The organism is Paenibacillus sp. RC21 (genome assembly GCF_044907935.1).
GTDB lineage: Bacteria > Bacillota > Bacilli > Paenibacillales > Paenibacillaceae > Paenibacillus > Paenibacillus terrae_A.
In genome coordinates this window covers 468,354-489,600 of sequence record NZ_JBIYCS010000002.1, presented here as the reverse complement: position 1 = coordinate 489,600, position 21,247 = coordinate 468,354, and the positions used below count along the sequence as shown (strand labels likewise).

Here is a 21,247-nt window from a genome sequence, read left to right as displayed (position 1 = left end):
GTTCTTGGATTCGGTTGAAAATTTATTGGCAATGGAGAGAAGGAATTTGACGGTAACGATCTATGATGTAGCTCGCGAAGCTGGTGTCTCAATGGCGACAGTGTCCCGTGTAGTTAACAATAATCCTAACGTAAAACCTCAGACACGCAAGAAGGTATATGAAGCGATTGAGCAATTGGGATATCGGCCTAATGCGGTGGCTAGAGGTCTGGCCAGCAAGAAGACAACAACCGTCGGCGTGGTTATCCCTGATATATCAAACTCAATTTTCGCAGAGATTGCGCGGGGCATTGAGGATATTGCGAATATGTATCACTATAACATTATTTTGTGTAATGCCGATAAGAGGAAAGAAAAAGAGATTCGTGTCATCAATACGCTGCTCGAAAAACAGGTTGATGGACTTCTGTTCATGGGTGGCACAGTAACGGACGAGCATATTCAGGCTTTTCATACGGCTGCGGTTCCTATCGTTCTGTGCGCAACGAGTGATGAGAAAGGCAGCTACCCTTCGGTTGATATTGACCATGAAGCCGCTGCTTTTGATGCAGTGAATACATTGATCCGCCACGGGCACCGTCAAATCGCGATGATTAGTGGTACTCTTCAGGATCCTGCGAACGGCTATGCACGTTTCCAAGGCTACAAGAGAGCGCTGGAAGCAGCAGGAATGGAGTATCAGGAAGATCTCGTGCGAATCGGGAACTATCGTTATGAGTCCGGTGTGGAGGCAATGAAGTATTTCCTGGGCCTCAAGAAGAAGCCAAGCGCGATTTTTGCGGCTACGGATGAAATGGCAATTGGTGCGATTCATAGCATTCAGGATGAAGGCTTGAAAGTACCGGACGATTTCTCTGTCATCAGTGTGGACAATATCCGTATGGCTTCCATGGTTCGTCCGCAGCTTACGACAGTAGCGCAACCGATGTACGATTTGGGTGCAGTAGCGATGCGTTTGCTGACCAAGCTGATGAAGAAGGAAAATGTGGAAAATCCCCGCGTTATTTTGCCGCATGAAACGATTTTGCGGTTGTCGGTTAATTATTTAGACTAGACAAATTTGTTAACAGGATAGACCTTCGATGAAAGCTCCTTTTATGGAGCTTTTTTCGTGAATACATAGTCCATAATGCACATCATTAAACAAAGAATAGAGGGATTTGAGATGAGCCGAATTTATGGATTAATTGGTGCCATGGATGAAGAAATTGAGCTGCTGCTTGCTGCAATGACTGAAGCTAGTAAGTCGGTCAAGGCTGGAATCACCTATACAAAGGGAGTCATTCACGGTCAACAGGTTGTCGTATGCAAGTCCGGTGTAGGTAAGGTCAATGCTGCGGTAACGACACAAATCCTTATCGATAGCTTTGGAGCGGAACAAATCATATTTACAGGAGTGGCAGGGGCGGTGCATCCGGATTTAAATATTGGGGATATCGTGATCTCCTCGACGTGCATGCAGCATGATATGGATGTAACGCCTTTGGGTTACGCCAAAGGGGTCATTCCTTATCAGGATACCTCGGAGTTTGCGGCTGATCCTGATCTTGTTCGCCTGGCTGAGCAAGCCTGTCAATCCTTCGGCGATCGTTATATTATCGGCAAGGTGCTTTCCGGTGACCAGTTTATCGCCAGTCGTGAGCTGGTAGCTGCATTGCATCAGGAGATGGACGGTGCTTGTACCGAGATGGAGGGCGCAGCAGTGGCTCAGACAGCCCATATGAACGCTGTGCCTTACGTTGTCCTCCGCTCTATGTCTGATAAGGCAGACGGATCTGCCCATGTTAATTTTGGCGAATTTACAGTAGAATCTTCCCATCGTTCGCATCGGATTGTGGAGTATATGCTGAAGTATTTGGCTTAAATGGCTAGTAGTGTAACATTTAATACATGAACCTTCTCACAAACCGGATACGATCAAACTGTTCCCGTGATGTGAGGGGGACATCCTCTCCCATTCGGACCATTAGGCAATTCGCCGGGTGAGAGCATATTTCAGGATCATCCGTTGCGTACCAGATCATATCCACGGTTTTCATCAGACGTTCCATCATGCGGCGGTATTCCCATACAGAGAGACCGCTGCCTTTTAAATCCCAATGCCAATAGTACTCAGTCGTAAAAATGATATAGGATTCCAGTTGTCCGTCCTCAAAGGCGACACGGATCATTTGGCTTCCCAGACCCAGTCCGCGATATTCGTCGGCTACCTCAATCGCTCCAAGCTCCAGCAGGTCCTTCATTCCGGCTTCCGACCAGCGTTCCATCTCATCCGGATAGTGAAAAGTCACGTATCCGAGAATGGTTTCCCCATCATGTGCGATGATAATCCTGCCTTCCGGCAGTCCCGAAATATCCATCAGCGCGTCGAATTGCTCCTTCGGCTTGCGAAAGGCGTCCAGTTGTGGATGCATTTGAAATGAACGCAGTTGATCAGCGGATACGGGGCCTTCTACGTAAATCTTTTGCCCGTTATGACTCAGCGTGTCCAAATGGTGCAGTTTTAAATGCTGCATACATGCGCCTCCTTCTTTACCGTGACCTAGCTCTCCATATCCCCTACTTATAGCAAAAAAACAAATAAATGAAAAGGATGGTCGTCACATCCTCACCTATGATATACTGTTTTAGACATAAATTGTTCACAATTAGTCGCTTTTATCAGATGTTAAACAAAGGAATTGACATGCTTGTATTGAATTTGTAAGCGTTATCTTGTTCTGTATTATTCTCATTATATCGTGAGGAGGCTGAACGCATGAAGATTGAAGAACTCCAGGCTGTAGTTCCCACATCCAACATGGGCCCGTATGAACAAGCTTACAACCGCTTTCAGTGGGAAGATGCAGAGCGTCATTTTACGTGGTATGAATCAGGCAAGGTGAACATGGCGCATGAAGCGATTGACCGGCATGTAGAGGAAGGGAGAGGCAGCAAAACGGCGTTGTTGTATTGTGACGCGAACCGCCATGAAGCCTACACCTTTTCTCAGTTGCGTGCCAGCTCCAACAGGTTTGGTAATGTGCTGCGTAAATACGGAATTGGCAAAGGGGAGCGGGTATTTATATTTATGCCGCGTTCACCTGAGCTGGTCATTAGTCTGCTTGGCATTTTGAAGGTAGGAGCAGTCGTCGGACCTTTATTTGAGGCATTTATGGAAACGGCGGTCAAGGATCGGCTGGAGGATAGCGGGGCGGTGGCGCTGGTGACCACGCCTGGACTTCTCTCGCGCGTACAGCGTGAGGAACTTCCGGAGCTGCGGCATATTTTTGTGGTTGGCGACGTGGACGAACGGGAACAAGGGATTATTGATTTTGAAACGGAAATGCTTGCGTCCTCCGAGGAACTTGAACCGGAATGGCTGAGTCGTGAGGATGGGTTGATTATTCATTACACGTCAGGCTCAACGGGCAAGCCTAAAGGCGTGTATCATGTGCAAAACGCGATGATCCAGCACTATTATACCGGAAAAATGGTGCTGGATCTGCGTGAAGATGATGTGTATTGGTGTACAGCCGATCCCGGTTGGGTTACCGGAACGTCATATGGCATTTTTGCCCCATGGCTGAATGGAGTAACAAATGTTATTCGTGGCGGTCGTTTTAGCCCCGAGGACTGGTATCGAACCATTGAGCGTTACGAGGTGACCGTATGGTATAGCGCTCCTACGGCGTTTCGGATGCTCATGAGCGCAGGGGAGGATATCGTTGACAAATATGATCTCGGAAGCCTGCGGCATGTGCTGTCCGTCGGAGAGCCGCTGAATCCCGAGGTGGTGCGCTGGGGCTGGCAGGTATATAAGCAGCGTATTCATGATACCTGGTGGATGACGGAAACGGGTGGCCAAATGATCTGTAATTACCCTGAGCTGCCGATTAAGCCCGGCTCGATGGGAAAGCCATTGCCTGGCATTCAGGCCGCTATTCTGGACGACAGGGGGCAAGTGCTTCCGCCTAACCGAATGGGGCATTTGGCGATTCGTACGCCGTGGCCGTCTATGATGAACCGTATATGGAACAACCCGAACAAATTTCAGGAGTATTTCCGTTTTTCCGACTGGTATGTGTCTGGTGATTCTGCTTATATGGATGAGGACGGATACTTCTGGTTTCAGGGACGAATTGATGATGTCATTAATTCGTCCGGGGAGCGAATTGGTCCTTTTGAGGTCGAGAGCAAGCTTCTGGAGCATCCCGCTGTAGCGGAGGCTGGAGTGATCGGAAAGCCGGATACTGTGCGGGGAGAGATCATTAAAGCTTTTATCGCACTCCGTGAAGGCTACACCCCCTCTGAAGCTTTGCAGCAGGATATTTATCGCTTTGTCAAAGAAGGGCTGTCTGCCCATGCTGCACCACGTGAAATTGAGTTTAAGGAAAAGCTGCCCAAAACCCGTTCCGGTAAAATTATGAGACGTGTACTGAAAGCTTGGGAGCTTAATCTTCCTACAGGAGATTTGTCTACCATAGAGGATTGAAATGCTTTTTAAGAAAGATACAAAAAAGGGAGTCTCCAAAGCCGTGATGGCTAAGGAACTCCCTTTTTGTTGGTTCTGATAAAGTGGGTTTTTACCAAATATCAGTATTTGTTGCTGTTGTGAGCTTTTATGGACGAACGGCTCCGGAAGGAGCTGATTCCCCCAAGGCATTCATGGAAGTGATGCGGAACCAACCCTTCGGTTTGCTGCCCGCTTTATATTGAAAGCTGGTGGATGCGGTGGAGCCGATGTTTGTAAAAGGCTCCGCACCGCTTTCACTGTAGTACACGTTATAGCCTGTAATCGCATCCGCAGGCTTTCCTGCACTCCATTGGAGCGCTACGGCTGAGCCTGCTGCTTTCGCTTGAGGCTGCCCAGGAGCGGTAGGAATCTCCGTAGGCTGCGCACTTGGTCCATCTCCTTCACTCGGTACAACTGGATTCTCGGGATCAACAGGTGGTGCTACAGGCGCTGCACTTGCTTGGGAGCTTGGCCCTGACTCATGTCCGCCTACATCAACGGCGGTTACGTAGTAGCTGGAGCTGCCACCACCCGGGCTGTCAGAGAACACTTTGGAGCCGTCAGCCATGACGACTTTGCCAAGCCGTTGGAAGCTGCCCCCATCTGTAGAACGATATAGACGGTATCCTACGACATCGCTGTTTCCGCTTGGGCTAAAGCTGATCATAGCTTTGCCGTCACTATAGCTTACGCTAACGTTAGACGGAGCACTAGGATCGGCTCCATCGTCTTTGCGCGGATCAATCTGGGTAGGAGCCGCCTTATCTGCATCCTGAGGCAGATAGTAGGACAACGAATTATGTCGTCTCATCACGGTAAAGGCTTGCTGGAGCTCTTTAATCAGCTCTGAAATCGGTTTTTCCCGTTTGCTAACGGTCCGCTCGTTCAACATATCATCCGGTGTGCCGTCCCGTGGAATGTAATTGACACCTTGATAGGTAATATATTTGGCACGAGTGACACCATTTTCACTGTTTTTGGGTGGATACTTACTGTTGTAAATATCCGAACCGTATGCGGATGCTGTTCTTGTTACAATACCGTCTGGTCGCTTGAAGCTGTCGGTTCGGAACAGATCCGGATCCTTTGCGGTCACTTCATTCATGATTTGCGCCCACAGGCGGCGTGCCCGCTCTTTTTGTGCTTTCGTTTCAAGCTTATTGACAGGTTGCTTGTAACCAACCCATACACCCAGTGTGACGTCAGGCGTAAAGCCCTCGAACCATACATCGGTATAAGATTGTGTAGTACCTGTTTTACCAGCAATCGGAATCTTGCCAGCTTGATTGAAATTACGCTTCACCAGTCTGCCTGTACCTTCCGACACAGCTGTACGCAGCATATCCGTCATCAGATAGGCGGTTTGTGGTGTAAAGGCTTGTACGGGATTAGGCTGATGCTTATAAACGATATTCCCTTGCGAGTCCACAATCTTTTCGATCATGTAGGCGTCATTAAATACACCGCCGTTTGGAATCGCACCATAAGCATTCGTCAGTTCCTCGACTGTGACCCCATGGGCCAAACCGCCGAGTACACCCGTCTGGGCGTTGTTATCGCTTGGTTCCAAGGTGGTAATGCCTAGCTTCTTGGCAAAATCCCAAGCTTTGCTGATACCTACCTTTTCGTTAAACAGCTTGAGTGCTATCGTATTTAGTGACTGATTCAACGCATAACGGGCCGTAACCAGCCCCTGATAGCGGTTATTGGCGTTTTTCGGGATGTGATACCCATTGCTGCCATCCTTCAAAATAATAGGTGCATCATCCACGATGCTGCCAGGCTGCACGAGACCGCTGTCCAATGCAGGGAGATAGGCGGCAATCGGCTTCATAGCCGATCCCGGCTGGCGTACCATCTGGGTAGCATAATTCATCTGTTCTTTTTGGAAATCCCGGCCTTCCATCATACCGAGAATCGCGCCTGTTTTGTGCTGGATAAGAATGGCGGCCGCTTGCTCGTCACCCTTGGTTTTACTTGTGGAAGAGAAATTATCCTTGTTTTCTGCAATTTGGCGCATCGACTTGTAGATACTTTTATCAATAGTGGTGTATACCATATAACCACCTGTTCGAAGCTGTTGTTCAGCTTCTTTGAGCAAGTCGTTATCATCCTTGGTTTTGGCATCTGCACTGGCATTGGCCGCTTGACCCGGATTTGTGACTGACATAAGTGCCTGTGCCGCTTGCCGTTCCGTTTCCATCATAAGATACGGATACGTGTTGTAGGCTTTAACAGTGCGTGGAGCGAGCGACTTTTTGATATCAAAAGCCATCGCCTCATCATACTGTGCCTGATTGATTTTGTTCTCCTCTAGCATCCTGCTAAGTACCAGGTGCTGGCGGTTGATCGCCCTTTTAAAGCCGGACTCGTTAAATTCACCCTTACCGTTGTAAGCGGAATAAGAGGAAGGAAGCTGTGGCAGACCTGCCAGATAGGCGGCTTGAGCCACATTCAGCTTATTCAGATCATTCTCATTAAAAATACCTTTGGCCGCTGCTTTGATCCCAAAGACGTTATAACCGCTTGATCCGTTACCAAAAGGTACTTTATTGAGATAGGCCGTAATAATTTGCTGCTTGCTCAGGAAGCGCTCAAGGCGCAGAGAGAGCAAAATTTCCTTGACCTTGCGGTCATCCGTGCGATCCAGATTCAGAAAGACACGACGGGCGAGCTGCTGGGTTAGGGTGCTTCCCCCGGTTTGTACGGATTCATGCAGCGCTTTTTGTTTTATAGCCCGCAGCGTTCCCGACAGATCGACACCTTTATGCTCGTAAAAATGGTTATCTTCAATGGCAATGACTGCGTTAATAACGAGTTGCGGAATCTCCTTAAACGTGACAGGACGCCGATCTTCTTCTGTCCGGAGCTGTCCGATAGGGGAGCCATCATTGAAATAAGCGAAGCCTGTAATTGCGTTTTTGTCTACTTCCTGTTCAATCATGGATCTGGAGCGCACAGGCTCGCTTTTTACAATAGAGGCTACATAGCCGGCTGCGGCTCCTCCTGCAAACAGCGCTCCCATAAAACCGATGATGACGACCCACTTTATGACACGGCCGAGCCTTCGCATGTATGTCCGTAAGCGGGAAGGCTTTGGCTCTGACACATTATTTTTTTCTTCAACCATTAAGTCTTCCTCCTTTATAACAGCCATTATTATAGCATAAAATTACAAAATGAACCCATATGCTAAAAAGCCTGTCTTTTGGTGTCGTTGACTCTATAAAAGTGGTGTGTTATAAATAAGTCAAAGTAAATATCGTGAAAAGCAGAGAAAGACTTCAGTAGAAGGTGGAATCACGTTGTGCAGAGAGCCGATGGGTGGTGCGAATCGGTAACGACCCTCCTTTGAATTACTGTCTGGAGCTGTCTGGATGAATGGTGTAGCTTTTGCAGATTTGCGAAGCTGACTATAGTAATCCAGTACCGGGTGTAGGCCCGTTATAGGAATGAAGTGAAAGAAACGCTTGTCTTTGGCATACGTTTCTTTAATTAGGGTGGTAACGCGAGCGGCTCCTTCTCGTCCCTTGGGATGAAAGGGGCTTTTTGGTCTGTTTAATATGTAATATTTTGGATAAAAACAGGAGGTATACAGGATGAAGTGGGAAGAGTTGAAGCCTGAACAGCAGGTAGAGGTAGAACGTCAATTAAATGTGATTCAACGTGGTGTGGCAGAAATTGTACCGGAGGACGAGCTGAAGCGTAAGCTTATTAAATCGGTCGTTAGCGGTGAGCCGCTTCAAATTAAATTAGGACTTGACCCATCGGCGCCGGACATTCACATCGGGCATACGGTCGTTATGCATAAGCTACGCCAGTTTCAGGAGCTTGGTCATCAGGTACAACTTATCATCGGCGATTTTACGGGCAAGATTGGTGATCCGACAGGCAAATCGGAAACTCGTAAGCAGCTGACCGAGGAAGATGTCCAGCGCAATGCTCAGACGTATAAGGAGCAGATATTCAAAATTCTGGACCCCGAAAAAACAAAGGTATACTACAATTCCCATTGGTTGGCGCCCATGTCTTTTGCGGATGTGGTAACGCTGGCCGCTAAAGTAACTGTCGCACGTATGCTGGAACGGGATGACTTTACGAAAAGATACCAAAACGGCTTGCCGATCAGCATCCATGAATTTTTCTACCCGTTGATGCAAGGGATGGATTCCGTGGAACTCCGAAGCGACATTGAGTTGGGCGGTACAGATCAAAAGTTCAATTTGCTGATGGGCAGAACTCTGCAAAAGGAATACGGAGTGGAGCCACAGGCCACCATTACGTTGCCACTGCTTGAAGGGCTGGATGGCGTGCAGAAGATGAGCAAAAGTCTGGGCAATTACATTGGTGTCGATGAAGAGCCGAACGAAATCTATGGAAAATCCATGTCGGTTCCTGATGAACTGATGTTTAAATATTTTGAGCTGGCAACAGATTTGAACAATGAGGAACTGGCTGAGCTCGCGGAAGGTATTAAGAACGGTTCAGTGCATCCGCGTGACGCCAAAATGAAGCTGGCCGGAACGTTGGTACGCATGTACCACGGTAAGGAAGCGGAGGAAGCAGCGAAGCAGCATTTTGTGACTGTATTCCAGCAACGAGCACTGCCTGACGATATTGAAGAGTTCACTTTGACGGAGGATCATTTGGAAGATGGCGGCATCCGTGTCATCCAATTGCTGACTCAATTGGGCTTTGCGGCTTCTAACGGTGAAGCCAAACGCAGCATTCAGCAGGGCTCGGTCAAAATTAACGAAGAGAAATGGACCGATGTAAACGAAGCATACACGCCGCAGGAAGGCGATATTGTGCAGGTTGGTAAACGGAAGTTCGCCAAAATCAAGCTGGGTTGATTTTTATAGTTGGGAAATAAAAATGCTTTTAAAAGCAACGCTGAGACGATATTCATGTCTTAGCGTTGCTTTTTTACACATTCTATTTGAAGTGAAAAACCGTGGTAAACTTAGCACAAATGATCAAACAAGCTTGTGTAGGATTGTACATAATGGATTACGAAGTCTTATTAAATTCGCTTGGCGGATGAATGGTCAAACCACAACGAGTAAGGGGAAGGATCGTATGGACTACTTTAAAAGAATACAGTGTGCGATTGAGTTTATTGAAATGAATCTTCGGGAGGAGTTAGAAATTACTGAAATTGCTTCGCAAGCTTGCTTTTCAGCCTTTCATTTTCAGCGGCTTTTTCAGGCGATATCGGGCTTTACGGTTCAACAGTATATAAGGAAGAGAAGATTATCGGAGGCGGCTGTAGGGCTGAAACGGTCCCATCAAAACGTATTAGATATCGCTCTTGAATACCAGTACAGCTCGCAAGAAGCGTTTACACGTGCTTTTGAAAAAAGTTTTGGTGTCACCCCGGGGAGATACCGGAACGGTGATATAGATATTTCTCGACAACACAAGATCAATTTTCTGGATTATCAAAAGAACACCAAAGGAGATTTAGATGTTAATAAGCCGGTGATGCTGCAACTCGATACGATTAAGATTATAGGGCATGAATACAAAACAAACCTGAATCATGAGCAGCATTATAATGAGATTCCAGGATTTTATGATCACTTTGGAAAGAATGAGCATTTTATGCGCATTCCGAACAAAATTGCACCGGGGATGTCGTATGGTATTGCTTGCTATTTTCAAGATAATGGTGAATTTTCATTTGTGATTGGCGAGGAAGTTGAGGGAGAAGCGGAGGATTTGGCAAAGGGCTTTATCTATATGGAGATTCCAGCTGGAAGGTATGCCGAATTTAACGCTTCAGGTCCAAATGGCCGGGTTCAGGATGTAAGAAACTATATCTACGGCACATGGCTTCCCAACTCTAATTTTGAGCGTAGGGAAGGACCGGATTTTGAAATCACCGATGTGATGAATTCTTCCTTTCCCGATTTGGATATTAAGGTATATATACCGATCGAATAAAATGTTGCAAGCTTCACGCAACAGTAACACGAAAAAAAGCACCCGAACGAAGTTCGGGTGCTTTTCGGTGCTATCACAAGGATTAGCGGTTGTAGAATTCGACGATTTGTTTTTCGTCGATATCTTGGGACAATTCGCCACGCTCAGGCAAACGGATGTATTTGCCTTCCAGAGCTGCGTCATTGTACTCCAGGTAAGCTGCCAAGTGGTTGCGGTTTTCCAAAGCTTCTTTGATGGAAGACAGGGAACGACTTCTTTCACGAAGGCCGATCACGTCGCCCAGGCTTACTTGGTAAGAAGCGATGTCAACTTTTTTACCGTTCACAGTAACGTGACCGTGTGCTACCAATTGACGTGCGCCTGCACGGGAGTTAGCAAAGCCAAGACGGAACACGAGGTTGTCCAGGCGGCTTTCCAGCAAGAACATGAAGTTCTCACCAGCGATACCGTGCATGTGTTGAGCTTTGTTGAACAGAGTGCGGAATTGTTTTTCACCCAAGCCGTACATGTGACGCAGCTTTTGTTTTTCTTGAAGCTGCATACCGTAGTTGCTGATTTTTCTCCGTTGGTTTGCACCATGTTGTCCCGGAGGGAAAGGGCGTTTCAATTCTTTACCTGTGCCGCTCAGGGAAATTCCCAGACGACGGCTCAATTTAAATTTAGGACCAGTGTAACGTGCCATTATAGAGTTAACTCCTTCATAATTAAAATTTGAGTTGGGGCTCTCTTTGCGCTCCAATTTGTTCGGCGCTCCCTATCAAGGTGATGCGCACTACTGACAGAAAAGTTCAGCCGCTGTCCTGTCAGCAACAAATAAGATGAGGGTGACACAAACTGTTACGCCCAAAATTTAAGATCCGCACAGTAGATAGTTCTGCCGTACAGTCTTTTTCATTAATATATACTATATGTAATAGTGGGTCAATGTCAAGAAGAGAAAAAGAATGAAAACGTCAAAATTTGTCGATAGGGCTTTAGAACTAAAAAAGTGGGACGAATTTCTGGAAAATGGATGCATATTTCTGTAGTTAAGAGTAAAATAGATCATATTATAAGCTATAGTGGTGTATAGCCGCTGTCTTGGTACAGCTAATTTTGCTGTGAAGGAGCGCCTTAATATGTCGGACTTTTCAACAACGGATCAGCAAACGCTTGACGGTAAAACAGCCCAGGCTAGCGATGCCCCGCTGTTTGATGATAAAGGATATACGTCTTTTGCCTGGCTCCAAAACATGGATATGACACCATTTGATTTCCCCTATATTAATCAGCTTCTTGTCCAAGGGTATCGAAACTGGTTGCAGCAGAGCAATGGCATATCGTGGGTTAATGAAGAACATACCGCCGTTTTTAATTTTACAGGTGTTCGGGTTGCAGGTAGGGAAGAGGATGATGACGAGGATTTGGAGCTGGTCGAACGTTGCTGCTTGTCCAGAGAAATGGAAATAAGCCAACGCAAACTTCGGGACGGAAGCCTTGCATTTGTGTACATGGTTCCTGTATTTTGCCGCAATTATAAGGGTGAGACTTTTGCTGCTCTTCGTTTTACACTGCCTGCTCAACATTCTGTTCCTGAGCAGGATGCATTATTGGCGGCAGCTTTGCATTTTAGATCCTGCTTTTATACGAGATTTGAGTATATATTTATGGAAGACATCCTCGGGATGAAGAACCGGAGCGACCGCGAAGGCAGGCGACGCTCTATTTTATTTCAGATTGTAAAGCGGATGCATGACAAGATTGATGTTGAAGGCGTGCTGGACGAGGTATTTGGCAGCATAGCTTACTTGTTTCCTCATGTGGATATCACGTTATATATGAGCCAGGATCGACACAGTCGTAATCCACAGGTCAAACCTTTGTTGTTGCACGAGCGGGACGAGGATGTATGTGTGCGTGCATTTATGAAAGGTCAAATGGCTGTAAATGAGCCTGGAGGCACAGAAGGAGAAATGACCGAAATTGGCATTCCTTTACGTGGCAAGCAAGGAGTATATGGTGTATTCCATATGATTCTTCCATCAGGTGTCGAAAGCATGAAGAAAGTGGATGTGGAGCTGATCGCCATGATGGCAGACACAGCCGGCACCGCATTTGAAAATGCAAAGCTGCTGGAGCAATCCAATGTGCTCATCCATGAGTTGCGCCTCATTAATGAACTCGTTCAGCGCTTGAATCAAAGCCTTAAACTGAATGAAATATTCGAGTTTGCTGTGCAGGAATTATTGAAAATGTTCTTGGCTGACTTTTGCTGTATTGTGCAACTCGATCAGGAGGAAAATTGCTTTAAGGTCACGTCAAGCAACGTAGAAAGTTCGAGGCTGCATAGTTACTCTGATGAGGACGGGTTTGCAGGGCTGATACGCAGAACAGGAGAGCCTCTCATCGTGTCGGATTACAGAAAGGAAGGGAAGATATCCTCCGATTTTATGGATATGACCGACTCCCTTTCTTTGATGGCGGTACCTATGAAGACCAGCGGCACGCCGAGAGGGGCTATTTTATTGTCTAGTAAGCTCCCTCACTTTTTTTCGTACGATAATTACAAAATGCTGCAAATGCTGGCGCCCCATATCGGTTTGGCTGTAACAAATGCCATGCTGCATGCTGAGGTACGGCGTCTGGCCAATATGGACATGTTAACGGGTTTGTATGTACGTCATTATGTGGACAAAGTAATTCAGAGGCATCAGGAGAAAGATTTTTGCGGATCTCTCATTCTGGTGGACATTGATCAGTTCAAACAGGTGAATGATACATACGGGCATCAGATAGGTGACCAAATATTGAAAAGCGTCAGCGATATTGTTCGTTCGGCGACTCGCAGTGTGGATGTATGTGCCAGATGGGGTGGCGAGGAACTGGCGATCTATTTGCCGCAGCTTGGGGTGCAGCAGGCGTTGGAATATGCGGAAAAAATCCGTTATCGCGTAGAACATGAGACCCAGCCACAGGTGACCGTCTCCTGCGGAATTGCCGAATGGAATTGGCTGGATGAGCAGATTAGTATTGAATCTTTATTTTACAGGGCAGATATGGCTCTGTATGAGGCGAAAAATGAAGGGCGCAACCGGATTGTTATTGATCATGTCAGTAATTCATAGAGAATGTTCCTAATGGAATATTCTCTTTTTTTTGCTGTGCATAACCTTTTGTAGACAGGAAACCCTAATCGTAGCTATAAAAATAACAAACTCAGACGTGTGGCGCATAAGCGGCACTAGAATGGATAAGTACAAGTAACGTAGTTTTCCTGAAGTGCGATTCCTTGTTTACTGGGTAGTGGTTATTTCAGGACATGATGGGCGGATGATTGGATGCGTTGGAGAAGAGAATGGGTTATGCTAGTTTGTATATTGCTCGTGATGTGCTCGTTGAGTGGATGTACACTGACAGAACAGCAAAATGCGCCGGAGCAGATTTTTAAAAGAGCAGTTGCAGGAATAGCGGGCAAAGAAATGTTAACGTTCAAAGGACAGGCTGGTGTCATAACCAAAAACGGTTTGCTGATGAACAAACAATTTGCATATCATGGGAAAGTGAGCAATCACGATGAACTGACCATGCATTGGGGTTCTGCGGCGGCTTTTAACAAACAGTCAAGCTATGCTGCATTCGAACAAGGCGTATCCGGGAATGGGGTAACAAAGGAGCGTTTTCTTCGTCTGGATGGAAAATGGATTGCGGTGACGCCTGATCGTATAGCTATGAATGGAGCAGGGATGTTAAATCGTTTTAATCCGATTCAGGAGCTGGAGGAACTGAATGCACTGAATAAGACTGTTCGTATGGAGGCCGGGGCAGCGAGGGGAACCTGGGTAGTGAGGATTGAGCCGGAGCCTGCTTCCGCAAAGCGATGGTTGAAAGAGCGTTTAATGAAAGAAATGAATGCCATAAATCCTCAACTCTTGCAAGCGAAAATGAAGTATGACGGGACGAATCGAGAGCTACAGCAAAAATTGAATCGAATATGGGCGCAGAGTCGCGAGGATATGAGTAGCCAATTAGAACATTCTGATGTGCAGGCTGTGTATCATCTGACGATAGAACGTCAAACAGGTCTGCCCCTGAAGTTGTCGTCGGAATGCCGAATTGCCCGGCAGGAGGCAATCGGAGAGGAGCATGAGGAAGCTCTGATTACCAGAGTTGCTTTTGAGGGCTACAAGTAACAGGGCGGGCATGATACAATGGATTTCGAATTAACCGTTGTTCAAAAAGAATGAAATAGAGAAGGAGAGACAACAAATGAAAGATCCCAGAATACTTAAACTGGCAGAAAATCTGGTAGGTTACTCTGTTGAGGTACAGCCGGGTGAGAACGTGTTAGTTGAAATGATCGGTACAGAACGTGACCTGCTTAACGCCATTATTCATGAGGTGGGCAAAAAAGGCGGCAACGTTTTCGTTCAACTTACTGATCGTAAGGTACAGAGCGCCATGCTTCGCCATGCGACAAAGGAAATGGTGCAAACCTGGGCTGAAATAGACCTTAATCGGATGAAACAAATGCATTGCTACATCGGGATTCGCGCTGGTGAAAATGTCAATGATCTGTCAGACGTGCCGGAAGATAAGATGAAATTGTATAATTCGATTTATCAGCATGCGGTACATAGCGAGCAGCGGGTGAAGCATACGAAATGGGTTGTATTGCGTTACCCGAATGACAGCATGGCGCAGTTAGCGAATACGAGCACAGAGGCGTTCGAGGATTTTTATTTCAATGTGTGCAATCTGGATTACGCGAAAATGGATAAGGCACAGGATGCGTTGGCAGACCTGATGAACCGGACGGACAAGGTGCGGATTAGCGGATCGGGCACGGATCTGAATTTCTCTATTAAGCAAATCGGTGCCATCAAATGCTCCGGTCAATGCAATATCCCGGATGGCGAAGTATATAGCGCACCCGTGCGAGATTCCGTTAACGGAACCATTAGCTATAATGCACAAACGTTGTACAATGGTATCACTTTTGAAAATGTAAAATTCCGCTTTGAGAATGGTAAAATTGTAGAAGCAACGAGTAATGATACAAAGCGGCTGAACGATATTTTGGATTCCGACGAGGGAGCACGCTATATTGGCGAGTTTGCGATTGGGTTCAATCCGTATATTTTGCATCCGATGAAGGATATTCTGTTTGATGAAAAAATTGCAGGCAGCTTGCATTTTACGCCGGGTCAGGCTTATGAAACAGCAGACAACGGCAACCGTTCTTCGATCCATTGGGATTTGGTCTTGATTCAGCGTCCGGAATATGGCGGCGGCGAAATTTATTTTGACGATGTTCTAATCCGCAAAGACGGCATATTTGTACTTCCTGAGCTGGAGCCGTTAAATCCTGAGAATTTAAAATAACGATATCTCTCCTTGCTGAGAAAGCGATTTCAATGTATTATAATGGATGAGTAATGATACATGATAATCCAGTAAAGCGAGGGATCTCTATGTCTAATAATAATGCGGCGGTTGTTGAAATTGCACAGACAGCGAGCAAGTTTACTTCTTCCATCGTCCTTCATTCCGAAAATAAGTATATTGATGTGAAAAGTATACTTGGCTTGTTTACGACATTGGTCAGCAGCCACAGCTATGAGCTGCATGTTCACGGACCTGACGCGGAGGAAGCCAAGAAAGCGATGACTGAAGTGTTCCAGAAGCACGGGCTACACATAACGGTAGCCTCCTGACTATATTCTTGGATCAAAAGCATCCCTACCTGTAACTGTAGGGATGCTTTTTTTGTCAGGTTCTTGTATTAGCCTGCAATTTGGTCTAATATTAACGTTAGGACGTCTTGTGCGACATTGAGACATAGGGGGGAAGAATCCATGACTTCATCTGATTTGCAGGAACAATTGAACATCAGGGCCATTAATCTGCTTCAGGACGATGCAGATAAAATAAAGAAGCTTATTGAAGTACAGATGGAGAATCTGGCAACCCGTTACTGCCCTCTCTATGAGGAAGTGCTGGATACTCAGATGTACGGATTTTCCAAGGAAGTGGATTTTGCGGTTCGCGCCGGCCTTCTTCCGGAAATGGTAGGTAAACAGCTGGTCAGTGAGCTGGAACGCAATCTGGCTATTCTATATGAGGCCATGAACAATAAGGCCAATTAGGAAGACGGTTTTAATTGATGAGAGCATGCGAGTCTGAGAGCATGCTTTTTTTGATGCCTTTACATATGCAATGGGAACGAGTCAACCTACCTTGAAAGGTGTCTACACCAGGAAGAATGATACGCCTAACAGAACATACACAACCAGCAGCATCAATCCCTCATACCAGTTGGTTGAGCCGTCTTGGGTAATAGACTTGGCGATAAATACAGCGACGGCAATGGCAACCAGCTCAATCGTGGTGAAAACGATATTCATCGTATTTCCCATGAAGTAGCTGACAAAAATCAGCACAGGTGCAACGAATAGCGCAATTTGCAGACTACTGCCGACTGCGATTTCGACAGATGCGCCGATTTTGTTTTTCATCGCCAGCAAAATGGCCGCGCTGTGCTCAGCCGCATTACCGATAATGGCAACGAGGAATGCACCCACGAACAATTCGCTGAGTCCGAACTGGGTCGTGAATACCTCCAGTGTTCCTACAAGCCATTCGCTGACAAAGGCGACCATAACGGTAGCGATTACCAGGTAAGTAATAGATTTATTTCTGGACCACACAGGGGCGTGCTCATGCGGCAGTTCTTCGTCCTGTTGTTCAGTTACGTCAGATAAATAGTCTTTGTGTGTAATCATGGAAAAAATAAGCCACGCAATATAGGCCACAATCAGTGTGCCTGCCACAATGAGACTGAGCGTATCCGACTCACTTTCCGTAATGACATGTGTATTCAGAAATACAGCCGGAACAAACAGGGCAATGACCGCCACAATCATCAGTGAACCGCTTAAGCCAGCCAGTGATACATTAAAATTTTGTACTTTGTATTTCAACCCACCGGCGAACAGGCTTGCTCCAAGCACTAGCAGCAAATTGCCGATGATCGAGCCGGTCAGACTCGCCTTCACCATATCGTAAAGACCTTCTTTTACGAGAAAGATGGCAATGATCAGTTCGGCTGCGTTGCCGAAAGTGGCATTCAAAAATCCGCCCAGACGTTGGCCTGCATAATGTGCTACGCTTTCGGTGGCTCTGCCGAGAAACCCGGCTACGAACACGACAGAGATTGCGCAAATGACGAATTGAGCGATCGCGTTCCAATGTGCGTAATGAGCGACTGCGCTAAGGGCAAAGGTCGCTACCAGCAAGCTGGGAGATAACCATTTTTTCAATGTAGTGCACCTCGATATCAAAGGATATGTACAAGTTTGGTGAATGCTGTCACTTGTATGGATTTTCTAAATTAATATACCCAAATTGATATAGGTTGTAAACGAAAGTTATTTTTCATACGTAAGGTTTGCAATTGCAGTGGCTGAGGCTTTACAATACAAATAAAGGATGGATGAAGGGGGACATAGGTCATGGCAGAGCAAATTCAACAACTGGAAGCAGGAAACATCAAGATTTCCAACGATGTCGTAGGTAAAATTGCGGGGATGGCCGCACTGGAGACGCCCGGCATTGCTGCAATGTCAGGTGGCTTATCTGAAGGCTGGGCCAAAAGGCTGAGTGGTAAAAATGTGCAAAAAGGCGTATCAGTGGAGGTTGGACAGTTGGAAGCTGCCATTGATCTCCGTATTATTGTGCTCTACGAAACACCTATTCATGAGGTGTCCCGAATTCTTCAACAAAATGTGCGGGAAGCTGTCGAAAGCATGACAGGTCTGCGGGTTGTGGAAGTGAACGTAAAAGTAGAGGGTGTCGCTTTCAAGGACGACGCAGTGTAAATAAGACAAGGGGGGTACATCGACGTTTTCCGCCAGTTTTATACATGCAGGGAAATTCCCCGCGAAGATACAAATAAAACACAAAAACTGGCGGTTTCAGGATCGCCAGTTTTTGTTTGCAGATAAGCAGCATCGTATATCGCCAGATTGAACGCATGTATATACATATACAAAAGAACTTCCAAACCACCGTCGCCGGCGATCGGGGAAGTTCTTTTTTTAACGGGAACGGTTGGCTCTACGAGTTTGAAAACGGTTAGGCACTTCGGTCCGAACTGCTACTCCTGTAGTACGTTCCTGTACTGCCTGCTTGGTGTTTTCGCGGGAGATGCTGAGCATGATTCCAATGGAGAACATCGTGACGAGAAGCGATGATCCACCAAAACTGATAAAAGGAAGCGTAACCCCGGTGATCGGAATAGTCTGGGTTACACCGCCGATATTAATGAACGCCTGAATGGCGATCAGGCCCATAATACCTGTACCCACCAACGTCCCAAACGGATCATGGCAACGCAAGGCGATAATCATCCCTCGCCAAATGAAATACAGGTACAGCATCAGAAATATGGCTGTTCCGATGAATCCGAATTCTTCACCAATCACGGAAAAAATAAAGTCATTAAAAGAGTTAGGCAAGTAGTGAAGCTTGATAATGCCCTTACCGAATCCCGACCCATTTATTCCGCCTTCCCCTATAGCTTGCAAGGATTGCACCAGATTATATCCAGTTCCCTGCCTATATTTCTCAGGATTAAGGAAAGCTTGAAAACGTCCGATTTTGTAATCTTGCTTGGCTGTGGCTTGTCCATCTGTTGTTCCAGAATTTCCTCCAAACAACGAGCCTACACCGAAAACGAGGGCAGCGCCCAGTAAGAGCAGACCAATCGAAGCCGTAATATGCTTGACACTGGCTCCCCCGGCATAAATAATCAGGCCACTGGTGGCTACCAGAATGAAGCAAGACCCAAAATCCGGCTGAAGCATAATGAGTCCTGCAACAAAGCCTACAATGACGGTTACGGGTATGTAGCCGGTTCGTAAATCTCTAAAGCGATCCCCTTTTTTGACAATCAGCGCGGATAAGTACAGGATAATGGATATTTTCGCAAGCTCGGTTGGCTGGAAACCAATACTACCAAATCTGAGCCAGCTTTTTGCGCCGTTAAGAGAGCCTGTAAAAAGAACGATGACCAGCAGTAAAACTGTAATGAAAAATAAAGGTACAAACAGCTTTTTATATTTTTCCATCCTAATATTCATAGCTACGAACATGATGAAAAGTCCAAGTATAGCAAACGCAGCTTGACGCTTCACAAAATACAAAGAGTCAAAATTGTAATCTTTATTCAGCAGAGCTACGCTGGAGCTGGCGCTAAATACCATGATTACGCCGAATCCAACCAGCAACAAGGTGAGGATCAGCAATTGGAAATCCGGTGTGCCTCTTCTTCGAGTCTCCGGCTTCGTATTTCTCATATCAGCTTCCCCCGGTATTCGCCGCAAGTTATACCTCGCAGACGTTTATCATTATTATTTTATCGTTTATCCATTTAATCATAGTATTTTTGGAGGGGTTCTGCAACCTCCATACAGCAACGGATATCGCAACAATTCCATATCTGCTACAATAGAATACAAAATTAGGTTTGAGAGCAGTGGCACATACGTTGTGAATCTGCAAGATTTATCGGGAAGCTACCCGGTGTTTTAACCGGTGCCTTAAAAGGAGAGGTGGAGCAATATGACACAACATTCGACAGATAAGAGCTGGTTTGACCAGCTACAGGAACATATGGTGGAGTGGCGCAGATATTTACATAAAAATCCTGAAATCTCTTTTCAGGAAAGCCAAACGGCAGCCTTTGTAGCGGACAAGCTGGAGAGCTGGGGTATTGAGGTCCGCCGTCAAGTAGGGGGGCACGGTGTTGTCGGTACCATTCGTGGTTCCAAGCCCGGGCCTGTTGTGATGCTGCGCGCCGATATGGATGCTCTCCCCATTCAGGATGAAAAAGAATGCAAATATCGTTCCAGCATAGATGGAGTCATGCATGCATGCGGACATGACGGGCATACGTCCGTTTTGCTAGGAACGGCTTACTATTTTAGTCTGCATCGGGATGAGCTGGTAGGAGAAATACGGTTGTTGTTCCAGCCTGCGGAGGAATTGTTGCCCGGCGGTGCGGTCAATGTACTGAAGGATGGTGTGCTGGAAGGTGTGGACGTTATTTACGGCATCCATCTGTGGACACCCTTTCCGGTCGGAACGGCTGCGAGTTGCGCAGGTCCGTTGATGGCGGCGGCGGACGATTTTTATATTGAAATTACGGGCAAGGGTGGTCATGGCGGTATGCCTCAGTCCACCCATGATAGTGTGGTAGCGGGCTCAGCTCTTGTTATGCAACTGCAAAGCATCGTGAGCCGTTCAGTAGACCCTTTGCAACCTGCTGTGTTGACGGTAGGAACGATTCAAGGGGGGGCTGCGCAAAATGTGATCGCGGAAACATGCCGTCTGAGTGGGACGATTCGTACGTTTGATGAGGAAACCCGGATGGTGATGAAGGATCGGCTACATGCGGTTGCGGAGCTTACAGCGGCAACTTACGGAACAACAGCCAATATTCGTTATATTATGGGATACCCGCCTGTTGTAAATGATGCGCACGAAGCTTCGCGTTTCTTTAAGGAAGCAGGACCCGTTTTCGGTGAGGGAAAAGTTCAGGAAGCGTCGAAGCTGATGCCTGCCGAAGATTTTGCTTATTATCTGGAACGTGTGCCTGGCTGCTTCATGTTCGTGGGAGCGGGTAACCCTGCTAAAGGAGCCGTTTATCCGCATCACCACCCTAAGTTTGATTTTGACGAGGACGCGATGATTAAGGCGGTTCGTTTGTTTATTGCGATGTCTACCGGATATGCAGCGGAGCGAAAAGCAGAAAATTCCAGCCGTTGA

The 21,247-nt window shown here is 46.6% G+C and carries 17 protein-coding genes and 1 other annotated feature; of the genes, 12 read left to right on the top strand and 5 right to left on the bottom strand.

Annotation, left to right across the window (positions count from 1 at the left end; translation table 11 throughout):
• Nucleotides 1–46: 46 nt before the first annotated feature.
• Together ccpA and ABIA61_RS07510 are read left to right on the top strand one after the other, a co-directional pair.
• Nucleotides 47–1,054 (top strand): catabolite control protein A, encoded by a 1,008-nt coding sequence (gene ccpA, locus ABIA61_RS07515; RefSeq protein ID WP_044648625.1) that lies wholly within the window; start codon nucleotides 47–49, stop codon nucleotides 1,052–1,054.
• 111 nt (nucleotides 1,055–1,165) lie between these two features.
• Nucleotides 1,166–1,864: a 5'-methylthioadenosine/adenosylhomocysteine nucleosidase gene (locus ABIA61_RS07510; protein WP_283652409.1), complete on the top strand. Its 699-nt coding sequence runs from the start codon at nucleotides 1,166–1,168 to the stop codon at nucleotides 1,862–1,864.
• A gap of 19 nt (nucleotides 1,865–1,883) precedes the next feature.
• Here the strand turns inward: ABIA61_RS07510 and ABIA61_RS07505 are convergent, their stop codons facing one another.
• Nucleotides 1,884–2,516 (bottom strand): GNAT family N-acetyltransferase, encoded by a 633-nt coding sequence (locus tag ABIA61_RS07505; RefSeq protein WP_404518826.1) that lies wholly within the window; start codon nucleotides 2,514–2,516, stop codon nucleotides 1,884–1,886.
• Between the two features lie 242 nt (nucleotides 2,517–2,758).
• Here ABIA61_RS07505 and acsA point away from each other — a divergent pair, with 242 nt between their 5' ends.
• Nucleotides 2,759–4,474 carry an acetate--CoA ligase gene (gene acsA, locus ABIA61_RS07500; RefSeq protein WP_283652407.1) on the top strand — a complete coding sequence of 572 codons (1,716 nt, stop codon included), beginning with the start codon at nucleotides 2,759–2,761 and terminating at the stop codon, nucleotides 4,472–4,474.
• 127 nt (nucleotides 4,475–4,601) lie between these two features.
• On the opposite strand, the gene ABIA61_RS07495 is transcribed toward acsA, so the two are convergent.
• Complete coding sequence (locus tag ABIA61_RS07495; protein WP_283652406.1) at nucleotides 4,602–7,625, bottom strand: transglycosylase domain-containing protein; 3,024 nt, start codon at nucleotides 7,623–7,625, stop codon at nucleotides 4,602–4,604.
• 135 nt (nucleotides 7,626–7,760) lie between these two features.
• Nucleotides 7,761–8,029: a binding site (T-box leader), on the top strand.
• 65 nt (nucleotides 8,030–8,094) lie between these two features.
• On the opposite strand from ABIA61_RS07495, the gene tyrS reads away from it, so the two are divergent.
• Together tyrS and ABIA61_RS07485 are read left to right on the top strand one after the other, a co-directional pair.
• On the top strand, nucleotides 8,095–9,348 hold the full coding sequence (tyrS, locus tag ABIA61_RS07490) for a tyrosine--tRNA ligase (protein ID WP_283652405.1): 1,254 nt from the start codon (nucleotides 8,095–8,097) through the stop codon (nucleotides 9,346–9,348).
• Between the two features lie 226 nt (nucleotides 9,349–9,574).
• Nucleotides 9,575–10,441 carry an AraC family transcriptional regulator gene (locus ABIA61_RS07485; protein ID WP_404518971.1) on the top strand — a complete coding sequence of 289 codons (867 nt, stop codon included), beginning with the start codon at nucleotides 9,575–9,577 and terminating at the stop codon, nucleotides 10,439–10,441.
• A gap of 82 nt (nucleotides 10,442–10,523) precedes the next feature.
• Here ABIA61_RS07485 and rpsD read toward each other — a convergent pair whose 3' ends face one another.
• Nucleotides 10,524–11,123, bottom strand: coding sequence for a 30S ribosomal protein S4 (gene rpsD / locus ABIA61_RS07480; protein WP_025684247.1), 600 nt, complete (start codon nucleotides 11,121–11,123; stop codon nucleotides 10,524–10,526).
• A gap of 436 nt (nucleotides 11,124–11,559) precedes the next feature.
• Here rpsD and ABIA61_RS07475 point away from each other — a divergent pair, with 436 nt between their 5' ends.
• The 5 genes from ABIA61_RS07475 (at nucleotide 11,560) to ABIA61_RS07455 (ending at nucleotide 16,566) form a co-directional block, all read left to right on the top strand.
• Nucleotides 11,560–13,545 carry a sensor domain-containing diguanylate cyclase gene (locus tag ABIA61_RS07475; RefSeq protein ID WP_404518827.1) on the top strand — a complete coding sequence of 662 codons (1,986 nt, stop codon included), beginning with the start codon at nucleotides 11,560–11,562 and terminating at the stop codon, nucleotides 13,543–13,545.
• Between the two features lie 213 nt (nucleotides 13,546–13,758).
• The gene (locus ABIA61_RS07470) at nucleotides 13,759–14,610 is read left to right on the top strand and encodes a hypothetical protein (RefSeq protein ID WP_283652403.1); all 852 of its coding nucleotides are present in this window, start codon (nucleotides 13,759–13,761) and stop codon (nucleotides 14,608–14,610) included.
• A gap of 76 nt (nucleotides 14,611–14,686) precedes the next feature.
• On the top strand, nucleotides 14,687–15,802 hold the full coding sequence (locus tag ABIA61_RS07465) for an aminopeptidase (RefSeq protein ID WP_283652402.1): 1,116 nt from the start codon (nucleotides 14,687–14,689) through the stop codon (nucleotides 15,800–15,802).
• A gap of 89 nt (nucleotides 15,803–15,891) precedes the next feature.
• Nucleotides 15,892–16,134: an HPr family phosphocarrier protein gene (locus tag ABIA61_RS07460; protein WP_044649319.1), complete on the top strand. Its 243-nt coding sequence runs from the start codon at nucleotides 15,892–15,894 to the stop codon at nucleotides 16,132–16,134.
• 141 nt (nucleotides 16,135–16,275) lie between these two features.
• Entirely contained in the window at nucleotides 16,276–16,566 is a 291-nt protein-coding gene (locus ABIA61_RS07455; protein ID WP_014282319.1) for an Fpa/YlaN family protein, read from the top strand.
• A 102-nt stretch (nucleotides 16,567–16,668) separates the two neighbouring features.
• Here the strand turns inward: ABIA61_RS07455 and cax are convergent, their stop codons facing one another.
• Entirely contained in the window at nucleotides 16,669–17,739 is a 1,071-nt protein-coding gene (gene cax, locus ABIA61_RS07450) for a calcium/proton exchanger (protein ID WP_283652401.1), read from the bottom strand.
• 192 nt (nucleotides 17,740–17,931) lie between these two features.
• Here cax and ABIA61_RS07445 point away from each other — a divergent pair, with 192 nt between their 5' ends.
• Nucleotides 17,932–18,297 (top strand): Asp23/Gls24 family envelope stress response protein, encoded by a 366-nt coding sequence (locus ABIA61_RS07445; RefSeq protein WP_013310912.1) that lies wholly within the window; start codon nucleotides 17,932–17,934, stop codon nucleotides 18,295–18,297.
• A gap of 219 nt (nucleotides 18,298–18,516) precedes the next feature.
• On the opposite strand, the gene ftsW is transcribed toward ABIA61_RS07445, so the two are convergent.
• Nucleotides 18,517–19,776, bottom strand: a complete 1,260-nt coding sequence (gene ftsW, locus ABIA61_RS07440) for a putative lipid II flippase FtsW (protein ID WP_283652400.1) — start codon at nucleotides 19,774–19,776, stop codon at nucleotides 18,517–18,519.
• A gap of 265 nt (nucleotides 19,777–20,041) precedes the next feature.
• On the opposite strand from ftsW, the gene ABIA61_RS07435 reads away from it, so the two are divergent.
• A complete protein-coding gene (locus tag ABIA61_RS07435; RefSeq protein WP_283652399.1) occupies nucleotides 20,042–21,247 on the top strand; it encodes a M20 metallopeptidase family protein in 1,206 nt (401 codons plus the stop codon).

What these genes read in the sequence shown, in the direction of transcription:
- ABIA61_RS07455 (WP_014282319.1), top strand. Translation starts at nt 16,276, where the DNA reads ATGACTTCATCTGATTTGCAGGAACAATTGAACATCAGGGCCATTAAT.
- ABIA61_RS07435 (WP_283652399.1), top strand. Translation starts at nt 20,042, where the DNA reads ATGACACAACATTCGACAGATAAGAGCTGGTTTGACCAGCTACAGGAA.
- ABIA61_RS07505 (WP_404518826.1), bottom strand. Translation starts at nt 2,516, where the DNA reads ATGCAGCATTTAAAACTGCACCATTTGGACACGCTGAGTCATAACGGG.
- ABIA61_RS07495 (WP_283652406.1), bottom strand. Translation starts at nt 7,625, where the DNA reads ATGGTTGAAGAAAAAAATAATGTGTCAGAGCCAAAGCCTTCCCGCTTA.
- acsA (WP_283652407.1), top strand. Translation starts at nt 2,759, where the DNA reads ATGAAGATTGAAGAACTCCAGGCTGTAGTTCCCACATCCAACATGGGC.
- ABIA61_RS07475 (WP_404518827.1), top strand. Translation starts at nt 11,560, where the DNA reads ATGTCGGACTTTTCAACAACGGATCAGCAAACGCTTGACGGTAAAACA.
- ABIA61_RS07465 (WP_283652402.1), top strand. Translation starts at nt 14,687, where the DNA reads ATGAAAGATCCCAGAATACTTAAACTGGCAGAAAATCTGGTAGGTTAC.
- ABIA61_RS07485 (WP_404518971.1), top strand. Translation starts at nt 9,575, where the DNA reads ATGGACTACTTTAAAAGAATACAGTGTGCGATTGAGTTTATTGAAATG.
- ABIA61_RS07445 (WP_013310912.1), top strand. Translation starts at nt 17,932, where the DNA reads ATGGCAGAGCAAATTCAACAACTGGAAGCAGGAAACATCAAGATTTCC.
- ABIA61_RS07470 (WP_283652403.1), top strand. Translation starts at nt 13,759, where the DNA reads ATGCGTTGGAGAAGAGAATGGGTTATGCTAGTTTGTATATTGCTCGTG.
- rpsD (WP_025684247.1), bottom strand. Translation starts at nt 11,123, where the DNA reads ATGGCACGTTACACTGGTCCTAAATTTAAATTGAGCCGTCGTCTGGGA.
- ftsW (WP_283652400.1), bottom strand. Translation starts at nt 19,776, where the DNA reads ATGAGAAATACGAAGCCGGAGACTCGAAGAAGAGGCACACCGGATTTC.
- ABIA61_RS07510 (WP_283652409.1), top strand. Translation starts at nt 1,166, where the DNA reads ATGAGCCGAATTTATGGATTAATTGGTGCCATGGATGAAGAAATTGAG.
- ABIA61_RS07460 (WP_044649319.1), top strand. Translation starts at nt 15,892, where the DNA reads ATGTCTAATAATAATGCGGCGGTTGTTGAAATTGCACAGACAGCGAGC.
- tyrS (WP_283652405.1), top strand. Translation starts at nt 8,095, where the DNA reads ATGAAGTGGGAAGAGTTGAAGCCTGAACAGCAGGTAGAGGTAGAACGT.